The following is a 19,451-nucleotide window of genomic DNA, read 5'->3' as shown; positions in this document are numbered from 1 at the left end:
CTATGCCCTGTTTCCGCTTTTCGGCTGCCTTTGGCGGCTTGCTGCTCTTGCTACTTTCGGCCTGTAAGCCGGAGGCCCCGGCCGACGAAACCGGCCCGCCGCCCCGCGCCCAGGTGAAAACCGTGACGGCCGTGACCCGGCCGCTGGAGGAGTTCGTGAGCTTCCCGGCCACGAGCATCTACCCCCGCAAAAGCGCCGTGACGGCCCCGATTGCGGCCTACGTCACCGGCGTGCGGGTGCGCATCGGCGACAGGGTCAGCGCCGGGCAGGTGCTCTTCACCCTCGAAACCAAGGAGCGCCGCGCCCTGGGCGGCAGCATCAACCGCATCGACCCCAGCCTGCGCGACTTCGGCCTGCAGGCCGTGAAGGCCCCGGCTGCCGGCGTGGTGAGCCTGCTCGACCAGCCCCAGCCCGGGGCCTATGTGCTCGAAGGCGCGCCGCTGTGCACCGTGGCCGAAAGCAGCCAGCTCGTGTTTCAGCTCAGCCTGCCCTACGAGTACCACCAGCTGGCCGCCGGCCGGCCCACCGTCACCATCCTGCTGCCCGACAGCACCCGCCTGACGGGCACCGTGGACGCGCCGCTGGCCAGCGTGAGCCCCGGCCAGGCCGAAGTGTACCTGGTGCGCCCGCAGAACGTGACGGCCGTGATTCCCGAAAACCTGGTGGTGCAGGTGCGCCTCACCAAGGCCCGCCACGCGGCGGCCCAGCTGCTGCCGGCCTCGGCCGTGCTCTCGGATGAGACGCTGGACCACTACTGGGTGATGAAGCTCGTGAACGACTCCACGGCCGTGAAAGTCCCGGTGACGCTGGGCACCCAAACGCCCGAGCAAATGGAAATCCTGCGTCCCGTGTTCGGCCCGCAGGACCGGATTCTGAGCGCGGGCAACTACGGCCTGGCCGACACCGCTAAAGTGAAAGTGGTACGATGAAGCCCGACCAGCCCAGCAACCCCCAGTCCGTGCCCGAAGTGGTGCCCCATCCCGTGGCCCGCGACGGGCAGCCCGCCGTTGACTCCGGCCCGGCCGGCTCCCCGTCGACTCCGCCGCTAGCTGATGTGAACGATTCGACTTACTTCCAGACCTACCGCAAGCCCATTCTGCTGGTGGCCCTGCTGCTGCTGGCAGCCGGCCTGTTTGCCTACCAGCGCATGCAGACGGCGCTGTTTCCCGAAGTCACCTTTCCCAAAATCACCCTCATCGCCGACGCCGGGCAGCAGCCCATCGACCGGATGATGATAACCGTGACCAAGCCCCTGGAGTCGGCCGTGAAGCGGGTGAAGGGCGTGACCATCGTCAAGAGCAGCACCAGCCGCGGCTCCTGCGTGATTGAGGTGTACCTGACCTGGGACGTGGACGTGTACGCCACCAAAACCCAGCTCGAAAGCCGCATCAACGAGATAAAAGGACTGCTGCCGGCGGGCGTCACCATCTCCACCGAGGCCATGAACCAGTCGCTGTTTCCGGTGCTGGGCTACACGCTGGAAAGCAATTCCCGCTCGCCCATTGCCCTGCGCGACGCGGCCAACCTGGTGGCCCGGCCCCTGTTTTCGCAGGTGGCCGGGGCATCCAACGTGGTGGTGCGCGGCGGCAAGGCCAAGGAGTACGTCGTGATTCCCGACCCGGTGAAGCTCACGTCGCTGGGCATTCCGCCGGCCACGCTGCTGGCAGCTTTCGCCAACAGCAACTTCGTGCTCAGCAACGGCAACGTGGCCAATTTCCGCCGGCTCTACCTCACCCTGACCGACACCCGCCTCGGGGACGTACGCGACCTGGAAAACGTGGTGGTGCGCGCCGATGCCGGCCGGGTGGTGCGCCTGCGCGACGTGGCCCGCGTGGACGTGCAGGAGCAGCAGGAGTTCGTCATCATCAACGCCAACGGCCACGACGCGGTGCTGCTCGACCTGGTGAAGCAGCAGGGCGTGAACCTGGTGAACTTCGCCCGCGACGCCAACGCCAAGGCCGAGGAAGTGCGCCGCCAGCTGCCGCCGGGCATGACACTAAAGCCCTATTACGACCAGTCGGCCTTCGTGGGCGACAGCATCGACAGCGTGGTGCACAGCATCGTGGAGGGCCTGGCCCTGGCCATCGTGGTCATGATTCTGTTCCTGCGCTCCTGGCGGGCCAGTCTGGTGGTGCTGCTCACCATTCCGGTCACGGTGGGCTTCACGCTGCTGGTGCTCTACCTGTTCGGCATCAGCATCAACATCATGTCGCTGGGGGCCATTGCGGCCTCCGTGGGCCTGATTATCGACGATGCCATCGTCATCATCGAACAGATATACCGGGTGCACGAGGAGCACCCCGAGGAAAGCAAGTTCCGGGTGGTGCGCGAGGCCATCCGCGACCTGTTTCCGGCCATGGTGGCTTCCTCGCTGAGCACCATCGTCATCCACTTTCCCTTCCGCCTGATGAGCGGGCTGGCCGGCTCCTTCTTCAAGGAGCTGTCCGACACGATGCAGATTACCATGGTCTGCTCGTTTCTGGTGACGTGGCTCCTGCTGCCGGTGCTGCACCTGGTCATCGGCTACCGGCCGGGCAAGCAGGCCCACGCCCACAACGCCGCCGAGGAGCAGGCCGAAAAGCTGGGCTGGCTCACGCGGCTCTTTGCCCGGCCGGTGCTGGCCATCGTGTTCGTGCTCGTGCTGGGCGGCGGGGCTTATCTGGTGTCGGGCAAGCTCGAAACCGGCTTTTTGCCCGACCTCGACGAGGGCACCATCGTGCTCGACTACTACTCGCCGCCGGGCACCTCGCTCGAAGAAACCGACCGGATGCTGCGCCAGGCCGAACAACTCATCATCGCCCACCCCGAGGTGGAAAGCTACTCGCGCCGCACCGGCATCCGCATGGCCTTCCGCACGGTGCCGGCCAACTACGGCGACTACTCCATTCAGCTGCGTAAGGACCACAAGCTCAGCACCCCGCAGGTCATCGACCAGCTGCGCCAGCGCATCAACGCCACCCAGCCGGCCCTCACCATCGACTTCGGCCAGCGCATCGCCGATTTGCTCGGCGACCTGATGAGCACGCCCAGCCCCATCGAAATCAAGATTTTCGGCGACAACCAGGCCACCCTCGAAAAACTGGCCCACCAGGCGGGCCAGGTGCTGGCCCGCACGCCCGGCGTAGCCGACGTGGAGGACGGCTTGGTGGTGGCCGGCCCCAGCATCGTGTTCCGGCCCGATTTGGCCAAGCTGGGGGTGTACAAAATCACGCCCACCGACTTTCAGGCCCAACTCAGCGTGCTCACGGGCGGGGTGCCACTGGTGGGCACCGGGGCCAGCCAGGCCAGCTTCTCGCCCGCCCAGAGCGCCATGCTCGGCGGCGTGCAGGTGGGCCAGGTGCAGGACGGCGAGCAGATGCGCCAGGTGCTGCTGCGCTTCGTGGACTTCCAGCAGAACTCGCTGGAGCAGCTTAAAAAGCAGCTCATCTTCCTGCCCGACGGCACGGCCAAGCCCTTGCCCTTCTTCACGGCCATTGCCGTGGAGCCCGGCGACGTGGACCTGCGCCGCGAGGACCTGAAATCGGCCGTGGTGCTCACCGCCCGCCTCAACGGGCGCGATTTGGGCAGCGCCATCAAGGAATTGCAGCAGCAGCTGGGCCGGCAGCTCAACCTGCCCCCCGGCTACACCGTGGTGTACGGCGGGGCCTACGCCGAGCAGCAGGCCTCGTTCCGGGAGCTGGAGCTGATTCTGCTCACGGCCTCGCTACTGGTGTTCACCGTGCTGCTGTTCCTGTTCCGGGAGTGGCTGATTTCGCTGCTCATCCTCTTCATCTCGGTCATGGGCATTGCGGGCTGCCTGCTGGGGCTGTATTTCACGGGCATTCCGCTGAATGTGAGCTCCTACACGGGCATCATCATGATGGTGGGCATCATTGCCGAAAACGCCATTTTCACCGTCAACCAGTTCTACGCCAGCCTGGCCGAGAGCGGCGACGTGGACACGGCCATCCGCTTCGCCATCGGCCTGCGCATCCGCCCCAAGCTGATGACGGCCATCGGGGCCATCCTGGCGCTCATGCCGCTGGCGCTGGGCATCGGCCTTGGCGCGCAGATGCAGCAGCCGCTGGCGGTAGCCGTTATCGGCGGCTTTCTGGTGGCGCTGCCGCTGCTGCTGTTCGTGCTGCCCAGCGGCATGCGCCTGATTTACCACCGCCGCAACGCCGCCCAGGAACTGGCGGACCGGGGGTAGGAAGATTTTACGTTTGCTTGCCTTTCTTTACGACTGGCGGACCCATTCGTACAATTCAACCATCATTCCCATTTCACCTACACCCGATGAACGAGCAGCAAACTGCGGCAATACTTTTCGCTTTGCATGGCGTACCTGGTAGCCAAAAAGACAGTACGCTTAATGAACAGCTACGCTATTTTGGCTTGACGGATGAAGAGCAGCATGCTGCAAAATCACGCCTCCTGGACCAATTTCAGAATGGCATCGGCCGGCTCAACAAAAACCAGTTGGCCAATCTCATGGAATTATCTGCTGCAGGCGCTACGGCGGCGGCAAGCATCAGAAATAAATTAAACTTCTACGAGGTAGCACCTCACTTCCAAGAGAATATCAACGAGTTTTTACGGCAATACGCCGCTGGAAGCGTGGCAGTAGAATCTGATGAGCTGGACGCGGAGTTTAGAGGTGTTCAGGTGGCATCCCGTGATAATTTCAACACGATTATCAACCAGGGCTGGACTGGCGACTGGGACCTCAACCCGGATAATATTCATGTGAGGCGCGTTCAGGTGGCTTCAATGAACGAGGAAGGGCTGTTTCCGCGGGGATACTACCTGAACGCGGACATTCGGGACATTCAGCCCATACCCTACGAGGGCAAAACCAGGTACCGGATATTCATTGCCAACCCGGTGATTATCAATACCGGCAACCGAAACGTCAAGTTTATTGCGCAGCCAGTGCGGTATAAGTAAGTCTGTCAACGCTTTACCAGAGATGCGTAGCCACTAGCAGCATGCAATAGAAGGCTAATCGGCGGGGTAAAAGAGGAAGAAATCTAACGTAAGAGGCGGGTTAATCGAAAAGAATATTTCGATTAACCCGCCTCTTATGCTTCGTCAGACACCTAATGCTTTTCTTATCTACTCTGACTGAGTTGTGGCCGACACCGTGGTGAGGCTTTCAGCCGCAAGCAATTGTTGAGCTTTCGCCCGTTCGGCAGTGCTGTACTCATCCAAAACCAGTTGCAGCGATTTTAGTGTAGCTAGGAAGGCTTCGATATTTAGCTCACCGGCTTCGTTAACGAGGAAAGCATTAGACAGGACGGCCAGCGTAGAAGTAGCTCCTGCCCGGTATTTCTGCGGCTTGCGCAGGGTGAGGCCCTGCGCCTGCGCGTAGGGCTGAAGTCCTTCTAAGACAGCATACAGCGTTTCCACACTGGGCGTCCAGTCACCGATTTTGATGACTACTTTAATTCCATTGGCAAAACCGTTTTCGATTTGGATGTACAAATCAAATTCCTCGGTCCCGCGCCAATGGTACCAGAAGCCCAGGAATCCCCCGGTCTGGTTGGGCACGTAGCGCCAATCACTCCATTCGCCAACAAGCTCCTGAAGACGAACAAAAAATCCCTCTGCCGCTTTCCAGTCGTCGGTGATATTGCTGAAGATCAGATAGGAATTGGATTGTAGCTCGATATCTGACAGGTATTCTTTGAAGTCGTTAAAAATATCGTTCTCGACCTGATGGGCTACCAGCACGTCAACAACCAGCTTACGACTGACAATAGCATACCCTTTGGCCCCGATTTCATTCAGCGTCGTGATACTTTCGTTGCCGGTTTTCAGGTAGATGAATACCAGCTTGAAGCCCGTATTCTGGTAATGCTCGGTGGCAATTTTATGGTAGCGCTCCAATTGTTCGGAATGCTCGCCGGTATTGGTCTTATCCTCAATGGCAATGAAATACTCGCCATTGACTTCGGCCCATACGTCAATGCCCTGCCACTGCCGGCCGGCCTCTACCTGTTTGATTTCGTAGTCGGCTGGGCATTGCAGCAGCAGCCGAATGAACGCCTGGGCGGCCTCGTGTAGCGGGCCGTTGTACTGCCGACAATCTGCGTTGCCCCATTGCAACAGCCAAGCAAAAAAGCTATCCTGTGACAACTCTTTTGTAGCCAGCGAAAAGATATTAGGCTTCATGGCACCTACAACTTCGTCCACTGGTGATGATTGCCGGCCGGACAGTTAAACGCCGCAGGCGTGCTCTTGGATTTAACCAGCGTCGCACACTTCTTACACTGGTAGTTGGTAGGGCCTACTTCGCCGAGGTCCGTCCATTGGTGGTGCCCGCCACCGGGGCAATTGAAAACAGCAGGGGTCGTGTTATTGGTGAGATGCGTCTTGCACTTTTTGCACTGGTAGTTTTTCATCATCAAGCGTTCAATAATTGTTGAGGTTTTAGTGTAGAAGCAAAGCTAAGCTGGATATTCATACCAGCAGTAATACCCGTCATGCCGCCACTTAAGCTGCTCAAAGCATCCTCAGAATCAGGGCAGAATATTGGGCCATTCGCACCTCAGCCCACTGTTTATGCCCCTCAAAACTGCCTGGCCCCTGGGGGCCGCCCTGCTCCTGCTGCTGGCCGGCGGCTGCCACCCGGGCAATCGGGAAGAAAAGCCTGAAGCGGCCAGCCCGCCAGCCGCCCGGCCGCTGCTCACGCTGGAGCGCACGGTGCCGCTGCCCAATGTGCAGGGCGGCTTCGACCTGATGGCGCTGGACGCGGCCGGCCAGCGGCTGTTTGTAGCCGCCGAAGACAACCACACCGTGGAAGTCATCGACGTGCGGGCGGGCCGCGCCCTGGCCAGCCTGCCCGGCTTCAACGAGCCGAAATGGGTGGTATACCGCCCCGAGGGCAACCGCCTGTTCGTGTCCACCGGCGGCGACGGGCGCGTGACCGAGCTGGACGGCCGCACCTACCGGCCGGTGCGCCACTACGCCTTCCGCGAAGCCTGCAACAACCTGCGCTACGACAGTCTGGTCCACCAACTGGTGGTGGGTGTGGGTAAAACCTTCGGGGCGCTGGGCCTCATCGATGTGGCCCGTAATGCCCAGGCCGGCGAGATTCCACTGGCCGGCTACGCCAAGCAGTTCGAGCTGGACGGCGGGCGCATTTACGTGAACGAGCCCGCCCTGAACCAGGTGGAGGTGCTGGACCGGGCCACGCGCAAAGCAGTGGCGGCGTGGCCGGTGACGGGGGCTAGCCAGAACATTCCCATGGGTCTGGACCGGGCGCACCAGCGCCTGTTCGTGGCCTGCGCGCCGGGTCGGCTCGTAGTGCTTTCCACCGTCGACGGCCGGCAGGTAGCCAGCCTGCCCATCCCGGCCGATGCCGATGGGCTGTACTACGACGCGCGGCGGGCGCGGCTCTACGTGTCGTGCGGGGCGGGCAACGTCGCGGTGGTGCAGCAGCAAACGCCCGACCGCTACGCCGTGCTGCAATTGCTGCCCACGGTACCGGGGGCGGGCACCTCGCTGTATTCGCCGGCGCTGGACCGCTACTTTGTAGCCCTGCCGCAACGGCCGGGGCAGCCCGCCGCCCTGCGCATCTACCGGCCCACGCCGTAACGACCTGCTATGCCCAAGTACCTGACCCGCGCCGTGTGGCTGCTTTCGCTCATCAGCCTGTTTACGGACCTGGCCAGTGAGATGCTCTACCCCGTGATGCCGCTGTATTTGCAGTCCATCGGCTTTTCGGTGTTTTTCATCGGTCTGCTTGAAGGCGTGGCCGAAGCCGTGGCGGGCCTGAGCAAGGGCTACTTCGGGCAGTGGAGCGACCGGCTGGGCCGGCGGGTGCCCTTCGTGCAGTGGGGCTACGGGCTGAGCGCGCTCAGCAAGCCGCTGCTGGCGGTGCTGGCCACCCCGGCCTGGGTGCTGCTGGCCCGCACCCTCGACCGGCTGGGCAAGGGCCTACGCACCGGGGCGCGGGACGCCCTGCTCAGCGACGAAACCACGCCCGCCGACCGGGGCAAAGTCTTTGGTTTCCACCGCTCGATGGACACGTTGGGCGCGGTGCTGGGGCCGCTGGCGGCCCTGGGCTGGCTGGCCGCGCATCCGGGTCAGTACCGGCCGCTATTCCTGTGGGCCTTCGTGCCGGGGGTGGTCGCGGTGGGCATCACGCTGGTGCTGCGCGAGCGGCGGGCCATGCCCTCGGGCCGGCCGGTGGTGCCGTTCTGGGCCTCGTTCGGCTACTGGCGGCAGGCCCCGCCGGCCTACCGGCGGGTAGTGGGCGGGCTACTGGTGTTTGCGCTGTTCAACTCGTCCGATGCGTTTCTGCTGCTGCTGGCCCGGCAGCGTGGGCTGTCGGCCCCCACGGTTATCGGCTTCTATATCCTCTACAACCTGACCTACGTGTTCAGCGCCTGGCCCCTGGGCCACCTGGCCGACCGGCTGGGGCCGCGCCGCCTGCTGGTGGGCGGCTTGCTGGTGTTTGCCGGTGTGTACGGCGGCGTGGCCCTGGCCCACGACCTGTGGGCGTTCGGGGCGCTGTTTGCGCTCTACGGCCTCTACGCGGCAGCTACGGAAGGCGTGGGCAAAGCCTGGGTAAGCACGCTTTGCGCCAAGGCCGATACCGGGGCGGCGCTGGGCACCTTTGCCGGCCTCAGCAGCCTGGCGGCGCTGGTGGCCAGCACCGGGGCGGGCCTGCTCTGGCAGTGGTACGGGCCGCTGCCCACGTTCGGGCTGGCGGCGGCCGTGGCGCTGGGCGTGGCAGCGTACCTGGCCCGCGTGCGGGTGGGGATGGTCAGAGCATGAGTAAACCGCCGGCCGCAGCTGGCTTCCGTACTTCCTACCTTATGGTTCAACCTCCTCCCCTCTCCGACACTCACCGCCGCATACTGGGCGTGCTCGTGCGCCTGGTGGAAACCCAACTGCTGGAAGCCGAGCAGCTGCTGGCCCTGGCCGCCCCCGGCCCTGCTGCCAGCCAGCCCGTGGTGGACGACCTGAGCCCCGCCGAGCGCGCCCGCCTGCACGAAATCATTGCCGCAGTGCGAGCCGAAATCGGGGCATTCCACGCCCGCTACGGGCTGCCCAGCCAGCCCGTGAGTTTGCGCCACCTGCTCAGCACCAAGGCCTCGGTGCTCTGGGAGCAGCTCGAAGACAGCCGCAGCGGCAAGCTGCGCGGCTACGGGCTGCTGGACGCGGCCACCGCCCAGGACCTCGACGCCACGCTCACGCGGCTCGTGGACCTGACCAACCAGCTTGCGCCCGGCGCGTAAAGCCGGCGGAGTTGTGAGACCAAAGTCTTATCTTTGCCCCACAAGTTCGGTGATGGATTTCCACCGTGAACCGCCAACGCTTCGGGGTTGAGCTGATGATTCCTACGCACCCTACGGGCCTCCTGCCTGTGGCGCGTAGGTTTTTTTTGGCTTTTTATTCCCTGTTGCCCGTGGCCTTTCGTTCCCCGTTTCCCCGCTTTCTTCGGCCCTCACTGGCTATTGAGCAAACGCCCCACCTACTGTTTCTGCTGCGCTGGCTGCTGATTTGCACCGCCGTGGGCGTGCTCGTGGGCTCGGCCTCGGCCGGCTTTCTGGTCGCCCTCGACTGGGTCACGGTCTGGCGCGAAGCCCACCCCTGGGTACTCTGGCTGCTGCCGGCCGGCGGCCTGCTTATCGGGGCCAGCTACCACTACCTCGGCCAGGGCGTGGTGCGCGGCAACAACCTGCTGCTGGACGAGATTCACCGCCCGCAGGCCACCATTCCGCTGCGCATGGCCCCGCTGGTGCTGTTTGGTACGCTGGCCACGCACCTGTTTGGCGGCTCGGCGGGCCGCGAGGGCACGGCCGTACAGATGGGTGGCACCCTGGCCGACCAGCTCACCCGCCTATTTGGCCTACGGCCCCGCGACCGGAAAATTCTGCTCATTGCGGGCATCAGCGCGGGCTTTGCCTCCGTGTTCGGCACGCCGCTGGCCGGGGCCGTGTTCGGGCTGGAAGTGTTTTTGATTGGCACGATTCGCTATGATGCCATTGTGCCCAGCTTTCTGGCCGCCGTCTGCGCCGACCTCGTCACCAAGGCCTGGGGCGTGGGCCACTCGCACTACCCGCAGCTGGAGGCCCTGCCGATTACGCCGCTCGGGCTGGTGCTCACGCTGGGTTGCGGCATTGCGTTCGGGCTCACGGCGCGGGGCTTCGCCACGCTTACCCACCAGATTACGCACTGGTTTAAGCGCATTAGCTACCCGCCGCTGCGGCCCGTGGTGGGTGGGGTGCTGGTAGCACTGGCCGTTTTTGCCCTGGGCACTACCAAGTACATCGGGCTGGGCGTACCCACCATTCTGGCCTCGTTTCAGACGGCGGCGCTGCCGCAGGATTTCCTGCTCAAGCTCGTACTCACGGCCCTCACGCTGGGCTGCGGCTTCAAGGGCGGGGAGGTGACGCCGCTGTTTTTCATCGGGGCCACGCTGGGCTCGGCGCTGGCGCTGGTGCTGCCTCTGCCGGTGGCGCTGCTGGCGGCCATGGGCTTCGTGGGCGTGTTTGCGGGCGCGGCCAACACGCCGCTGGCCTGCACCTTGATGGGGCTGGAGCTGTTCGGCGCGCACACCGGGGTGTACCTGGCGCTGGCCTGCGTGACGGCCTACCTGTTTTCGGGCCACACGGGCATCTATTCGGCGCAGGTCATTGGCCACGCCAAGCACCTGCGCTTCGGCCGCGAGCAGGGCCAGCAGTTGGGCAACATTCCCACCCACCGTGAGAATGGCCGCGCCACGGCCGCCAACCATAAAGCCCAGTCATGAAGCGCCCCACGCCCCCACCCCACACGCCCTACACCGTGCTGCGGCTCTACTTCGAGCACGGCACCCACGTAGCCGGCCGGCAGGGCTGGCGCCGGCTGCTGGGGCAGCCCCTGGCCCACGAGCTGCTGAAAGCCGCCAAAGCGCTGGGCATCGAGCAGGCCCTGTCCTTTAACGTAACGGCCGGCTACCTGCGCGGCGACGCCCTGCACCACGGCCACCACGAGCACCTGCCCGTGAAGCACCCGCAGTGCGTGGAGCTGATTGACTCGCCCGACCAGATTGCCCGGTTTCTGGAGCAGAATCAGCCGTTGCTGGCCCAGGTGCGGGTGCTGCTGCGCGAGAGCGGCAGCGTGGAGCACTGAGCGGCGCGGCGTGCCCCGACTTTTTACCTAGTATGCCATGTGCGACCCGCTCCGGTGGCCGCCGCTTTACATCCCTCCTGTTGATACCTTCCCTCGTCCGTCCTTTGGTTCGCCCGCTCATCCGACCCTTCACCGAGTTTTTTCGGCGTGAAGCGGCCAGTGGTATTGTGCTCATGCTAAGTGCTGTGCTGGCGCTGCTGCTGGCCAATACCAGCTGGGGGCCAGCCCGCTACTTCCCCGCCGTCTGGGACCAGCACCTGCGCCTGAGCGCCAACGGCCTGGTGCTCGACCACACGCTGGGGGAGTGGATCAACGACGGGCTGATGACCATCTTCTTCCTCATCGTGGGCCTGGAAATCAAGCGCGAAGTCCTCGATGGCGAGCTGTCCTCGCCGCAGCAGGCTGCCCTGCCCATAGCGGGTGCCGTGGGCGGGATGCTGGTGCCGGCCCTGCTGTTCGCCGTCTTCAACCACGCCGCGCCCACGGCCGGCGGCTGGGGCATCCCGATGGCCACTGACATTGCCTTTGCCCTGGCCGTACTGCAGCTGCTGGGCCCGCGCGTGCCGCTGGGCCTGAAGGTCTTCCTCACGGCCCTGGCCATCGTCGATGATCTGGGAGCTGTGCTCGTCATTGCCGGCTTCTACACCAAGGAACTGCATCTGAATTACTTATACCTGGCCTTAGGCACCTGGGGGCTGCTGCTGGCGTTCAACTACCTGCGCGTGCGCAGCCTCTGGGCCTACCTGCCGCTGGGCGCGGTGCTGTGGTTTTTTATGCTCGAATCGGGCATCCATGCCACGCTGGCCGGGGTACTGCTGGCGGTGGCCATTCCCTTCCGCATCGCCCTCACGCGCCCCGAGCTGCTGCGCCGGGTAGAGGAGCGCCTGGCCCTGGTACGCAGCGACCCACCCGGTCCCGACGTGGACGCTCGGGTACTCAGCGAAGAGCTGGAGGCGCTGTACCTGCAGAGCAGCTCGCCCGCCCAGCGCCTGGAACAGCAGCTGCACTCGGCGGTGAGCTTCGGCATCATCCCGCTGTTTGCCTTCGCCAACACCAGCCTGGTGATTGCGCCGGCGGCCGTGCGCGGGCTGCTCTCGCCGCTGGGGCTGGGCATCCTGGTGGGCCTGGTGGTGGGCAAGCCGCTGGGCATCGGGGCGCTGAGCTGGCTCACGGTGCGCCTGAGCTGGGCGTCGCTGCCGCCCGGCGTCTCGTGGCGGCACCTGTGGGGCGCGGGCGTGCTGGGGGGTATCGGCTTTACCATGTCCATTTTCGTGACCCTGCTGGCGCTGGGGGAGCACTCGGCGGATACCGACGTGGCCAAGCTGGCCATTCTACTGGCCTCGCTCACGGCCGGTGGGCTGGGGTTTGCCTTGCTGCGCACGGCGCCCACCCCGCCTGACCAGACAGCGTAACCCCCGCACCCAGTCACTGCATTTCCTCTGTTCCGCGCGTTAGGTCAGCGGCATTCTGCACATCTCCCCGCTCTCAATGGGCCGACACCTGGTCTATACCGACATCCTCCAGACAGTCGCTCACGGGTTTCACCGGGTAGGCGGAGCGGGCTGGCCCAAGGTAGCAGTTGGCCGGCAACGCCCGCTCCCCCGTTTTTGGACGCCGACGTCTTTGCGCCGGGCACCGGGCTGGAATAGTACGTGCAGCTTGAAAATTGCCCGTCCATTGCCCTTCCTTATCGAGCTTAACACGCGGGAAAGCCGCTTGCACAATGGGCACCGCATTCCTTGCGCCCACGCGGCCGACCTGCACTGCTATGCAACGCCAAACGAGCAGCCGGGTATGGTGGCCCTGACCACCATACCCGGCTGCTCATTCATTCCCTAGCAGGAGGCCTACCTGGCCAGCTTTTCCAAAGCGGCCTTGAACTCGGGCGTGTCGTATTCAGCCATGCCGTCGTGACGGGCCGCTACCTGCCCGTCCGGGCCCAGAATCACCGTGGACGGAATGGAGTTGGAATCAAACGGCGGCGCGAGCGGGCCGGCGGGGAAATACACCGGGAAGGTGTAGCCCTGGCGCTTGAGCATCGCTTGGGCCTTGGCCGGATTCTCATCCAGGGAAATCATTACGAAAGCCACCTTTTTCGAGTCCATTTTCTTGTACAGGGCGTGAATGCCGGGCATTTCGGCCACGCAGGGCGGGCACCAGCTGGCCCACAGGTTCACAAACACCACCTTGCCCTTCAAATCACTCAGGTTGACGTGCTTGCCTTCGAGGGTAAGCAGGGGCAGGTCGTGGGGATACGCCGCCCCACCCGTGGCCACGATGGGCGCGGCGGCCGGAGCCGGAGTCGCTACTGGCACATCCGGTTTCCACAGGCCCGTGGCCAGCAGGCCGCGCTGCAGGGCGCCCAGTACCGGCGTGCGCAGCGGCGTGAACAGAACGAGGGCAAACAAAGCCAGCGGAAGCCACTGTAGCAGATTTTTACGATTCATGGTCAGAGGATTTAAACGCGCAACAACAAACAAATGAAAAATCGTTCATATATCAGCCTCCGGCGGGCTTGCCCTTGGCCACCGTAAGGGGCTGTCCATCGGTCACCTGTTCGGAAGCCTCCCGAAGTAACTCGTCGCCGGGCTGCAGCGGGCCGAACACCACCACCGTGTCGCGGCTCAGCAGCTGGCCCTTGCGCACGGGTACCCACTGGGCCCGCCCCTGCTGCACCCGCACGACCTGCGCCTGCTTCGGGGCATCGGGCGTGGCGAATACGGCCGACGTCGGCACGGCCACGGCATTGGCCGCGGTGGGCAGGGCCACCAGCACCTGGGCGTACATCCCCGCTTTCAAGCGGCCGTCCGCGTTGGCCACGTCCATTTCCACCAGCTCCGAGCGCACGGCCTGGCTCAGGCGGCTGGCGTTGCGGCGGTACACCCCCGTGAAGGTCTGGCCGGGAAAGGCCGGCACCGTGAACGGCACCGCAGCGCCGGGCTGCAGCCACTGGCCGGCCGCGGCCTCTGGCACTGCCACTTCCAGGCGCAGGGTGCGGCTGTTTTCCAGCGAGAACATGGGTGCCGACGGCTGCCCTCCCCCCGGCCCCACCAGGACCCCGGCCGACACGTTGCGGGCCGTGATGGTGCCGCTAAAGGGGGCGCGCACCACCAAGTAGTTGCTCAGCTCCCGGCTGGCCTGCAGCTCAGACTGCGCGGCCTGCACATTGGCCTGGTCGGCCTGCATCTCGGCGCGGGCGCGCTCCAGGTCATTCGGGGAGATGGTGCCCGGCTCCTGGCTGGTGCGGAGTAGGCGCTCGTAACTGGCCCGGGTACCGGAGAGCTTGGCCTGGGCCGCCTGCCAGCGCGAGCGGGCGCGGGAGAGTTGGGCGGCCAACTCGGGGGCTTCCAGCACGGCCAGCGTCTGGCCCTTGGTCACGCGGGAGCCGCGGTCCACGAGTACCTGCTGGACAAAGGCGCCCACGCGGGGAAACAGGTCTACCTGCTCGAAGGGCTTGAGCTCGGCGGGTAACCGCAGCCGGCGCACGGCCGGCGCATCGGTCAGCCGAAAGGTAGTTACGGTGGCCGGCGTGGCCGGCGTGGGCTTTTCGGCCGCAGGCTCCAAAGCGCCGGACGAGCAACTGCCCAGTAAGCCGCTCAGCATCAGAGCCGTCGCCAGCGGAGAAAAATTCCGGGGTGAGCGGATACGTATGTTCAGGAAGGCATTCATAGTTAGTCGAAAAAGAGAGAAGGTTAAGCGGCCTGCCGGGTGCGGGCAGGCAACAGGGAGCCGGATTCGTAGCCCACGCGGCGCATGGCCCAGCCGAACACGTGGGGCAGCACCAGCAGCGAAGCCAGCGTGGAGGCGATGAGCCCGCCGATGACGGCCTGGCCCAGCGGGGCAATCTGGTCGCCGCCCTCGCCCAGACCCGAGGCCATGGGCAGCATGCCAGCAATCATGGCGATGCTGGTCATCAGGATGGGCCGGATGCGGGTGTCGGCGGCCAGGCGCGCGGCCAGGGGCACGTTGCGGTGCTCGTGGCGCAAGTGGTCGGCGCTGGTGATGAGCAGAATGGCGTTGGCCACCGACACGCCCACGCTCATAATCATGCCCATGTAGGACTGCAGGTTGAGCGTAGCGCCACAAGCCAGCAGCATGAGCAGAGAACCCGCCACTACGGCCGGCACCACCGAGAGCACCACCAGCGAGAGGCGGAACGACTGGAAGTTGGCGGCCAGCAGCAGGAAAATCACCACGATGGCCATACCGAGGCCCGTCTGCAGGCTGCTCATCGTGTCTTCCAGCAGCTGGGGCTGGCCCACCAGGTTGGCTACTACTCCGCGCGGGGGCTCGCCGACTTGCTTGAGCGCCTTACGCACAGCCTGCGCGGCGGTGCCCAGGTCGCGGCCCTGCACGTTGGCGGTGATGCTCACCAGGCGGTAGGGCCCCTGGCGGTCAATCTGGCCGGGCATCATGCGCGCCGACACCGTGGCCACCTCCCCGATGGTGGGGCGGGCCTGCCCGGCCTTGACGGGCAGCGCCTCCAGATCCTGGAGCTGGGTGAGCTGGTCTTCGGGCAGCTGCACCTGCACCTGGTAGCCCAGGCCGGACTTGGGGTCGAGCCAGAGGTTTTTGCTGGTGAAGCGCGAGGAGGACGTGGCCGCTACTACCGACTGGGTGATTTCCTGACTGGTAAGCCCGAACTGGGCGGCTCGCTCCCTGTCCACGTCGATGCGCAGGGCCGGGTATTGCAGGGGCTGAGCAATCTGCACGTCGCGCAGGTAAGGAATCTGCTTGAGCTTGGCCAGCACCTTACGGGCGTGGCCGGCGGCCTCCTTGAGATTTTTGCCCCCCACGTTTACCTGAATGGGCGTGGGCGCCCCGTCGCTCATTACCTTTTCCACCAACTCAATGGGCTCGAAGCTTAACTGTAGCCCCGGCTGCGCTTCGTGGATGCGCCTGCGCAGCCGCTCCTTGAGCTGGCTCAGGTTCACGTGCACGCCCTCTTTCAGGGCCACCTGCATCAAGGCCTCGTGGGGGCCGGTGGTGAAGACGAATACCGAGTTGACGGCGAAGCTGGCTGGCTGGGTGCCCACGAAGGTGGAGCTGATTTCCACGTTGTCGGGGCCGACTTCCTTATTGATGATGGCCTGCACCGCCGCCACCGTCTGCTCGGTTTTCTCCAGGCGGGTGCCCACCTTCTCGCGCAGCCGCAGCTGGAACTGTCCGCTGTTAGCCTGCGGAAAGATGTCGGTGCCTATGACGGCAAATCCCGCTCCCACTATTATCAGCGACAATGCCAAGTAGCTCAGCACCACGCCCCGCTGCCGGCCCTGGGCCCGCGTGAGCAGGCGCTGGTAGCCAGCCTGGAAGCGGGCGAAGAACCCGGTTTGTTCAGCTGGTTCGTCGTGACCGTGACCGGCAGCCAGCGCGTGGTCTTTCATGAGCCAGTTGGCCATCACCGGCACCAAGGTCTGCGAGAGCAGGAACGAGGCCACCATGGCAAAGCCCACGGCCAGCGACAAGGGCAGGAACATGGCCCGCGGCACGCCTTCCATAATCAGGGCCGGGGCGAACACAGCCAGGATACAGAGCAGAATCAGCAGCTTGGGCAGGGCTATTTCGCGGGCCGCGTCCCAGATGGCCTGGGCCTTGGGCTTGCCCCGCTCCAGGTGCTGGTGAATGTTCTCGATAGTCACCGTCGCTTCGTCCACCAGCACGCCGATGGCTAGGGCCAGCCCCGATAGGGTCATGATGTTAAGCGTCTGCCCGAAGAGCTTAAGCAGAATCACGGCCGACAAGACCGACAGCGGAATGGTCGTCACCACAATCACCACGCTGCGCCAGTCGCGCAGAAACAAGAGCACCATCAGACCCGTGAGCACCGCGCCCAGGACGCCCTCCGTGACGAGACTTTTGAGCGAGTTGGCCACGTAGGTCGATTGGTCAAAGGCGTAGCTGAGCTTTACGTCCTCGGGCAGCAGAGCCCGCAGGGTGGGCAGCTTGGCCTTGACCTGCTGCACCACCTTCAGGGTAGAGGCGTCGGCCTTCTTGATGACCGGCATGTAAATAGCCCGCTTGCCGTTGATGACGGCGTAGCCAGTCGTCACGTCGGCCGCGTCCTCCACCGTGGCCACGTCGCGCAAATACACGCCGGGGCCGGCGCCGGTGCGCAAGGGCACGTCCAGGAAGTCGGCGGGGTTTTCAATCAGCGAGTTCACCGGGGCCATGTAGGCCACGTCGCCCATCTTCACGTTGCCAGCCGCCGAGGGCTGGTTGCTGCTGACGATGGCCTTGACCACGTCGTCGGGCGTGAGCTGGTAGCCGCGTAATTTGGCCGGGTCGGCCTTCACCACGATGGTGCGGATGTTGCCGCCGAACGGGGCCGTGGAGGTGACGCCCGGAATGGTGGTAAACATGGGCCGGATGCGGCTGGCGGCCAGATCCTGGAGCTGGGTCAGGGAGCTTTTCTCGCTTTCCAGCACCAGTTGGCCCACGGGCAGGGAGCTGGCATCGAAGCGCACCACCTGCGGGGGCAGCGTGCCCAGCGGCATAAAGGCCGTGGCCCGCGACACCTGGGTGGCCACCTCGGCGGCGGCCTGGGCCATGTCGGTGCCGGGGTAAAAGGAGAGCTTGATGAGCGTCAGGCCCTGAATGCTCTTGGTTTCAATCTTCTTGACCCCGGAGACGAACAGGAAGTTGTTCTGAAACTGGTTGGCCATGAAACCGTCGAGCTGTTCGGGCGAGAGCCCGCCGTAGGGCTCGGCCACGTAGATGGCCGGCACGTCCATGCTGGGGAAGATGTCCACGGCAATGTCGCGCACAGCGGCGAAGGCGAAAAAGAGGATGGCCAGCATGGCCACCACCACGGTGAGGGGCCGCTGCAGGGCCGACCGGATGAGTTCGTACATGCGGCTAGGGCGTTACGTGAGTGAAAAAGAAGGAAAAGTCGCCGGCGGCAGCAGTTTGCAGCAGCACGGCCTGCCAGGCGGCGTTGGCCGTGAGCACCTGGTCCTGCTCGGCCTGCTGCAGCCCGTACAGAGCCTGGGTCACGTCGACCACGGTGGCCAGGCCGGAGTTGTACAGGGCCAGCTTCTGGCGGTAGGCCTGCTGGGCCGCCGCGAGCTGCAGCGGGGCCTGGCGGGCGCGCTCGGCGGCCAGCTGCAGACGCTGGTTAGCTAAAGTGGCCTGGTTGCTGAGTTCCAGCTGCTGCTGGCGATATTCCGCTTGAAGACCTTGCGTGCGCAGGTTTTCGGCTTTGGCCTGGGCCTGCACGCGGGGCCAGTCCAGCAGGTCGAACACCACGCCCACGCCCACGGCGTAGTTGAAGCGGGTGGGTGCGGCCCCGCCCAGCCCGTAGTCGGTGGTGCCGTTGTAGCTTAGCCCGGAGCCCCGGCCCCAGGTGGCCCCCAGCAGGGAAAGCCGGGGGCGGTACTGACGGCGAATGACCGTTTCGCGGGCTTGGCCCAGGTCCACGGCCCGCTGCTGCAGGCCCAGCGTGGGGTGCGTGGCCGTGGGCGGCACCAGCGCGGGCGGCAGGGTTCGGTTGTAGAGCGTATCGGGCTGCCAGGTAGCACCGGGCTGGCCCAGCAGCGTGGAAAGACGGGCCTGGCGGTCGGCTTCCTGTTCCTGGGCACTTACCAGCGCCAGCTTCGACTGGGCCTCGGCCGCGCGGGCCAGGGTGCTGTCCACGCCGGGGCGCAGACCATGCAGCGCCAGCCGGGTAATGGTCTTTTTGAGTATGAATACCCGGCGCACATCCTGCTCGCGCACCTGGCGCAGGCTTTGCGTAGCCAGCAAATCAAGGTAGGTCTGAGCCACGCGCAGCTGCTGGGTGAACAGCTCGTTGTCGGCGTCGGCCTGGGCGTAGTCGCGGGCGGCTTCGGCGCGGGCCCGCTGGGCCGGGTACTGCCCAAAGGTAACCGGACTCCACTCCGCCAGCGCGGTGCCCAGGCTGCCGAATACGGCGTTGTAGGAGTTTACGCCGCTCAGCGAGCCGCTGCTGGGAATGATGGTGCCGACGGGCAGCATGGTGCCGGCCACGGCGTTGGTGGAGCCGTAGCTCACCTGTCCGCTGAGCCGCACAGAGGGCAGGCGCTGGGTTTTGGTTTGGGTGATGTCAGCCTCGGCGGCCTGCACCTGGTAGGCTTTGGCCTGCAGATGCGGGGCCTGGGTGCGGGCCAGCTCCAGGGCTTCTTTTAAGGATAAGGGCCGGCCGGCCGCCGTATCCTGGGCGTGGCTGGCCGTTGTCACCAGTAGCAGGGTGGCAGCCAGCAGCCAGCGGCCCGGCGGCAGTAGCCCCCGGGTCAGGTAGTAACAAGAAAACATGGGCTGAGAGAAGTCAGGACAGAAATCCGGGCCGGGCGCACAGGAGCGCAGTCGGCCAGTTGACAGGCAGATTTGCT

The 19,451-nt window shown here is 64.9% G+C and carries 14 protein-coding genes and 1 riboswitch; of the genes, 9 read left to right on the top strand and 5 right to left on the bottom strand.

Translation table 11 applies throughout. From position 1 onward, the window contains the following. Window positions 1-2: 2 nt before the first annotated feature. From EI290_RS18375 to EI290_RS18365, 3 genes are all read left to right on the top strand, one after another. Window positions 3-929: an efflux RND transporter periplasmic adaptor subunit gene (locus EI290_RS18375; protein ID WP_125433126.1), complete on the top strand. Its 927-nt coding sequence runs from the start codon at window positions 3-5 to the stop codon at window positions 927-929. Then, window positions 926-4,189: an efflux RND transporter permease subunit gene (locus tag EI290_RS18370; RefSeq protein ID WP_125433125.1), complete on the top strand. Its 3,264-nt coding sequence runs from the start codon at window positions 926-928 to the stop codon at window positions 4,187-4,189. Before EI290_RS18375 ends, EI290_RS18370 begins: the two co-directional genes overlap by 4 nt. A gap of 86 nt (window positions 4,190-4,275) precedes the next feature. Then, entirely contained in the window at window positions 4,276-4,926 is a 651-nt protein-coding gene (locus EI290_RS18365; RefSeq protein WP_125433124.1) for a hypothetical protein, read from the top strand. Window positions 4,927-5,094: 168 nt separating this feature from the next. On the opposite strand, the gene EI290_RS18360 is transcribed toward EI290_RS18365, so the two are convergent. Next, window positions 5,095-6,153: a PD-(D/E)XK nuclease family protein gene (locus tag EI290_RS18360; protein ID WP_125433123.1), complete on the bottom strand. Its 1,059-nt coding sequence runs from the start codon at window positions 6,151-6,153 to the stop codon at window positions 5,095-5,097. A gap of 390 nt (window positions 6,154-6,543) precedes the next feature. Between EI290_RS18360 and EI290_RS18355 the strand changes: the two genes are divergently transcribed. The 6 genes from EI290_RS18355 to nhaA all read left to right on the top strand — a co-directional run bounded on the left by EI290_RS18355 (window position 6,544) and on the right by nhaA (window position 12,518). Beyond that, a complete protein-coding gene (locus EI290_RS18355; RefSeq protein ID WP_125433122.1) occupies window positions 6,544-7,578 on the top strand; it encodes a YncE family protein in 1,035 nt (344 codons plus the stop codon). Window positions 7,579-7,587: 9 nt separating this feature from the next. Continuing rightward, on the top strand, window positions 7,588-8,763 hold the full coding sequence (locus EI290_RS18350) for an MFS transporter (RefSeq protein WP_125433121.1): 1,176 nt from the start codon (window positions 7,588-7,590) through the stop codon (window positions 8,761-8,763). Window positions 8,764-8,804: 41 nt separating this feature from the next. Continuing rightward, window positions 8,805-9,227, top strand: coding sequence for a hypothetical protein (locus EI290_RS18345; RefSeq protein ID WP_125433120.1), 423 nt, complete (start codon window positions 8,805-8,807; stop codon window positions 9,225-9,227). Between the two features lie 39 nt (window positions 9,228-9,266). Then, window positions 9,267-9,339, top strand: a riboswitch (Fluoride riboswitch). A 58-nt stretch (window positions 9,340-9,397) separates the two neighbouring features. Beyond that, entirely contained in the window at window positions 9,398-10,744 is a 1,347-nt protein-coding gene (locus tag EI290_RS18340) for a voltage-gated chloride channel family protein (protein ID WP_246008997.1), read from the top strand. Continuing rightward, window positions 10,741-11,106: a DUF190 domain-containing protein gene (locus EI290_RS18335; RefSeq protein ID WP_125433118.1), complete on the top strand. Its 366-nt coding sequence runs from the start codon at window positions 10,741-10,743 to the stop codon at window positions 11,104-11,106. Before EI290_RS18340 ends, EI290_RS18335 begins: the two co-directional genes overlap by 4 nt. 104 nt (window positions 11,107-11,210) lie before the next feature. Further along, window positions 11,211-12,518, top strand: a complete 1,308-nt coding sequence (gene nhaA / locus EI290_RS18330; protein ID WP_246008996.1) for a Na+/H+ antiporter NhaA — start codon at window positions 11,211-11,213, stop codon at window positions 12,516-12,518. Window positions 12,519-12,953: 435 nt separating this feature from the next. Here the strand turns inward: nhaA and EI290_RS18325 are convergent, their stop codons facing one another. Genes EI290_RS18325 through EI290_RS18310 form a run of 4 tightly spaced genes read right to left on the bottom strand, consistent with a single transcriptional unit; the run spans window position 12,954 to window position 19,374 of the window. After that, window positions 12,954-13,553 carry a TlpA family protein disulfide reductase gene (locus tag EI290_RS18325; RefSeq protein WP_185817069.1) on the bottom strand — a complete coding sequence of 200 codons (600 nt, stop codon included), beginning with the start codon at window positions 13,551-13,553 and terminating at the stop codon, window positions 12,954-12,956. Window positions 13,554-13,605: 52 nt separating this feature from the next. Continuing rightward, window positions 13,606-14,775 carry an efflux RND transporter periplasmic adaptor subunit gene (locus EI290_RS18320; protein WP_125433116.1) on the bottom strand — a complete coding sequence of 390 codons (1,170 nt, stop codon included), beginning with the start codon at window positions 14,773-14,775 and terminating at the stop codon, window positions 13,606-13,608. 23 nt (window positions 14,776-14,798) lie between these two features. Further along, on the bottom strand, window positions 14,799-17,957 hold the full coding sequence (locus EI290_RS18315) for an efflux RND transporter permease subunit (RefSeq protein WP_125433115.1): 3,159 nt from the start codon (window positions 17,955-17,957) through the stop codon (window positions 14,799-14,801). Between the two features lie 4 nt (window positions 17,958-17,961). Further along, a complete protein-coding gene (locus EI290_RS18310) occupies window positions 17,962-19,374 on the bottom strand; it encodes a TolC family protein (RefSeq protein ID WP_125433114.1) in 1,413 nt (470 codons plus the stop codon). Window positions 19,375-19,451 lie beyond the last annotated feature (77 nt).

The sequence above is a fragment of the Hymenobacter metallilatus genome (genome assembly GCF_003944705.1).
GTDB classification, from domain to species: Bacteria; Bacteroidota; Bacteroidia; order Cytophagales; family Hymenobacteraceae; genus Hymenobacter; species Hymenobacter metallilatus.
This window is presented reverse-complemented; position numbering and strand designations above follow the sequence as displayed.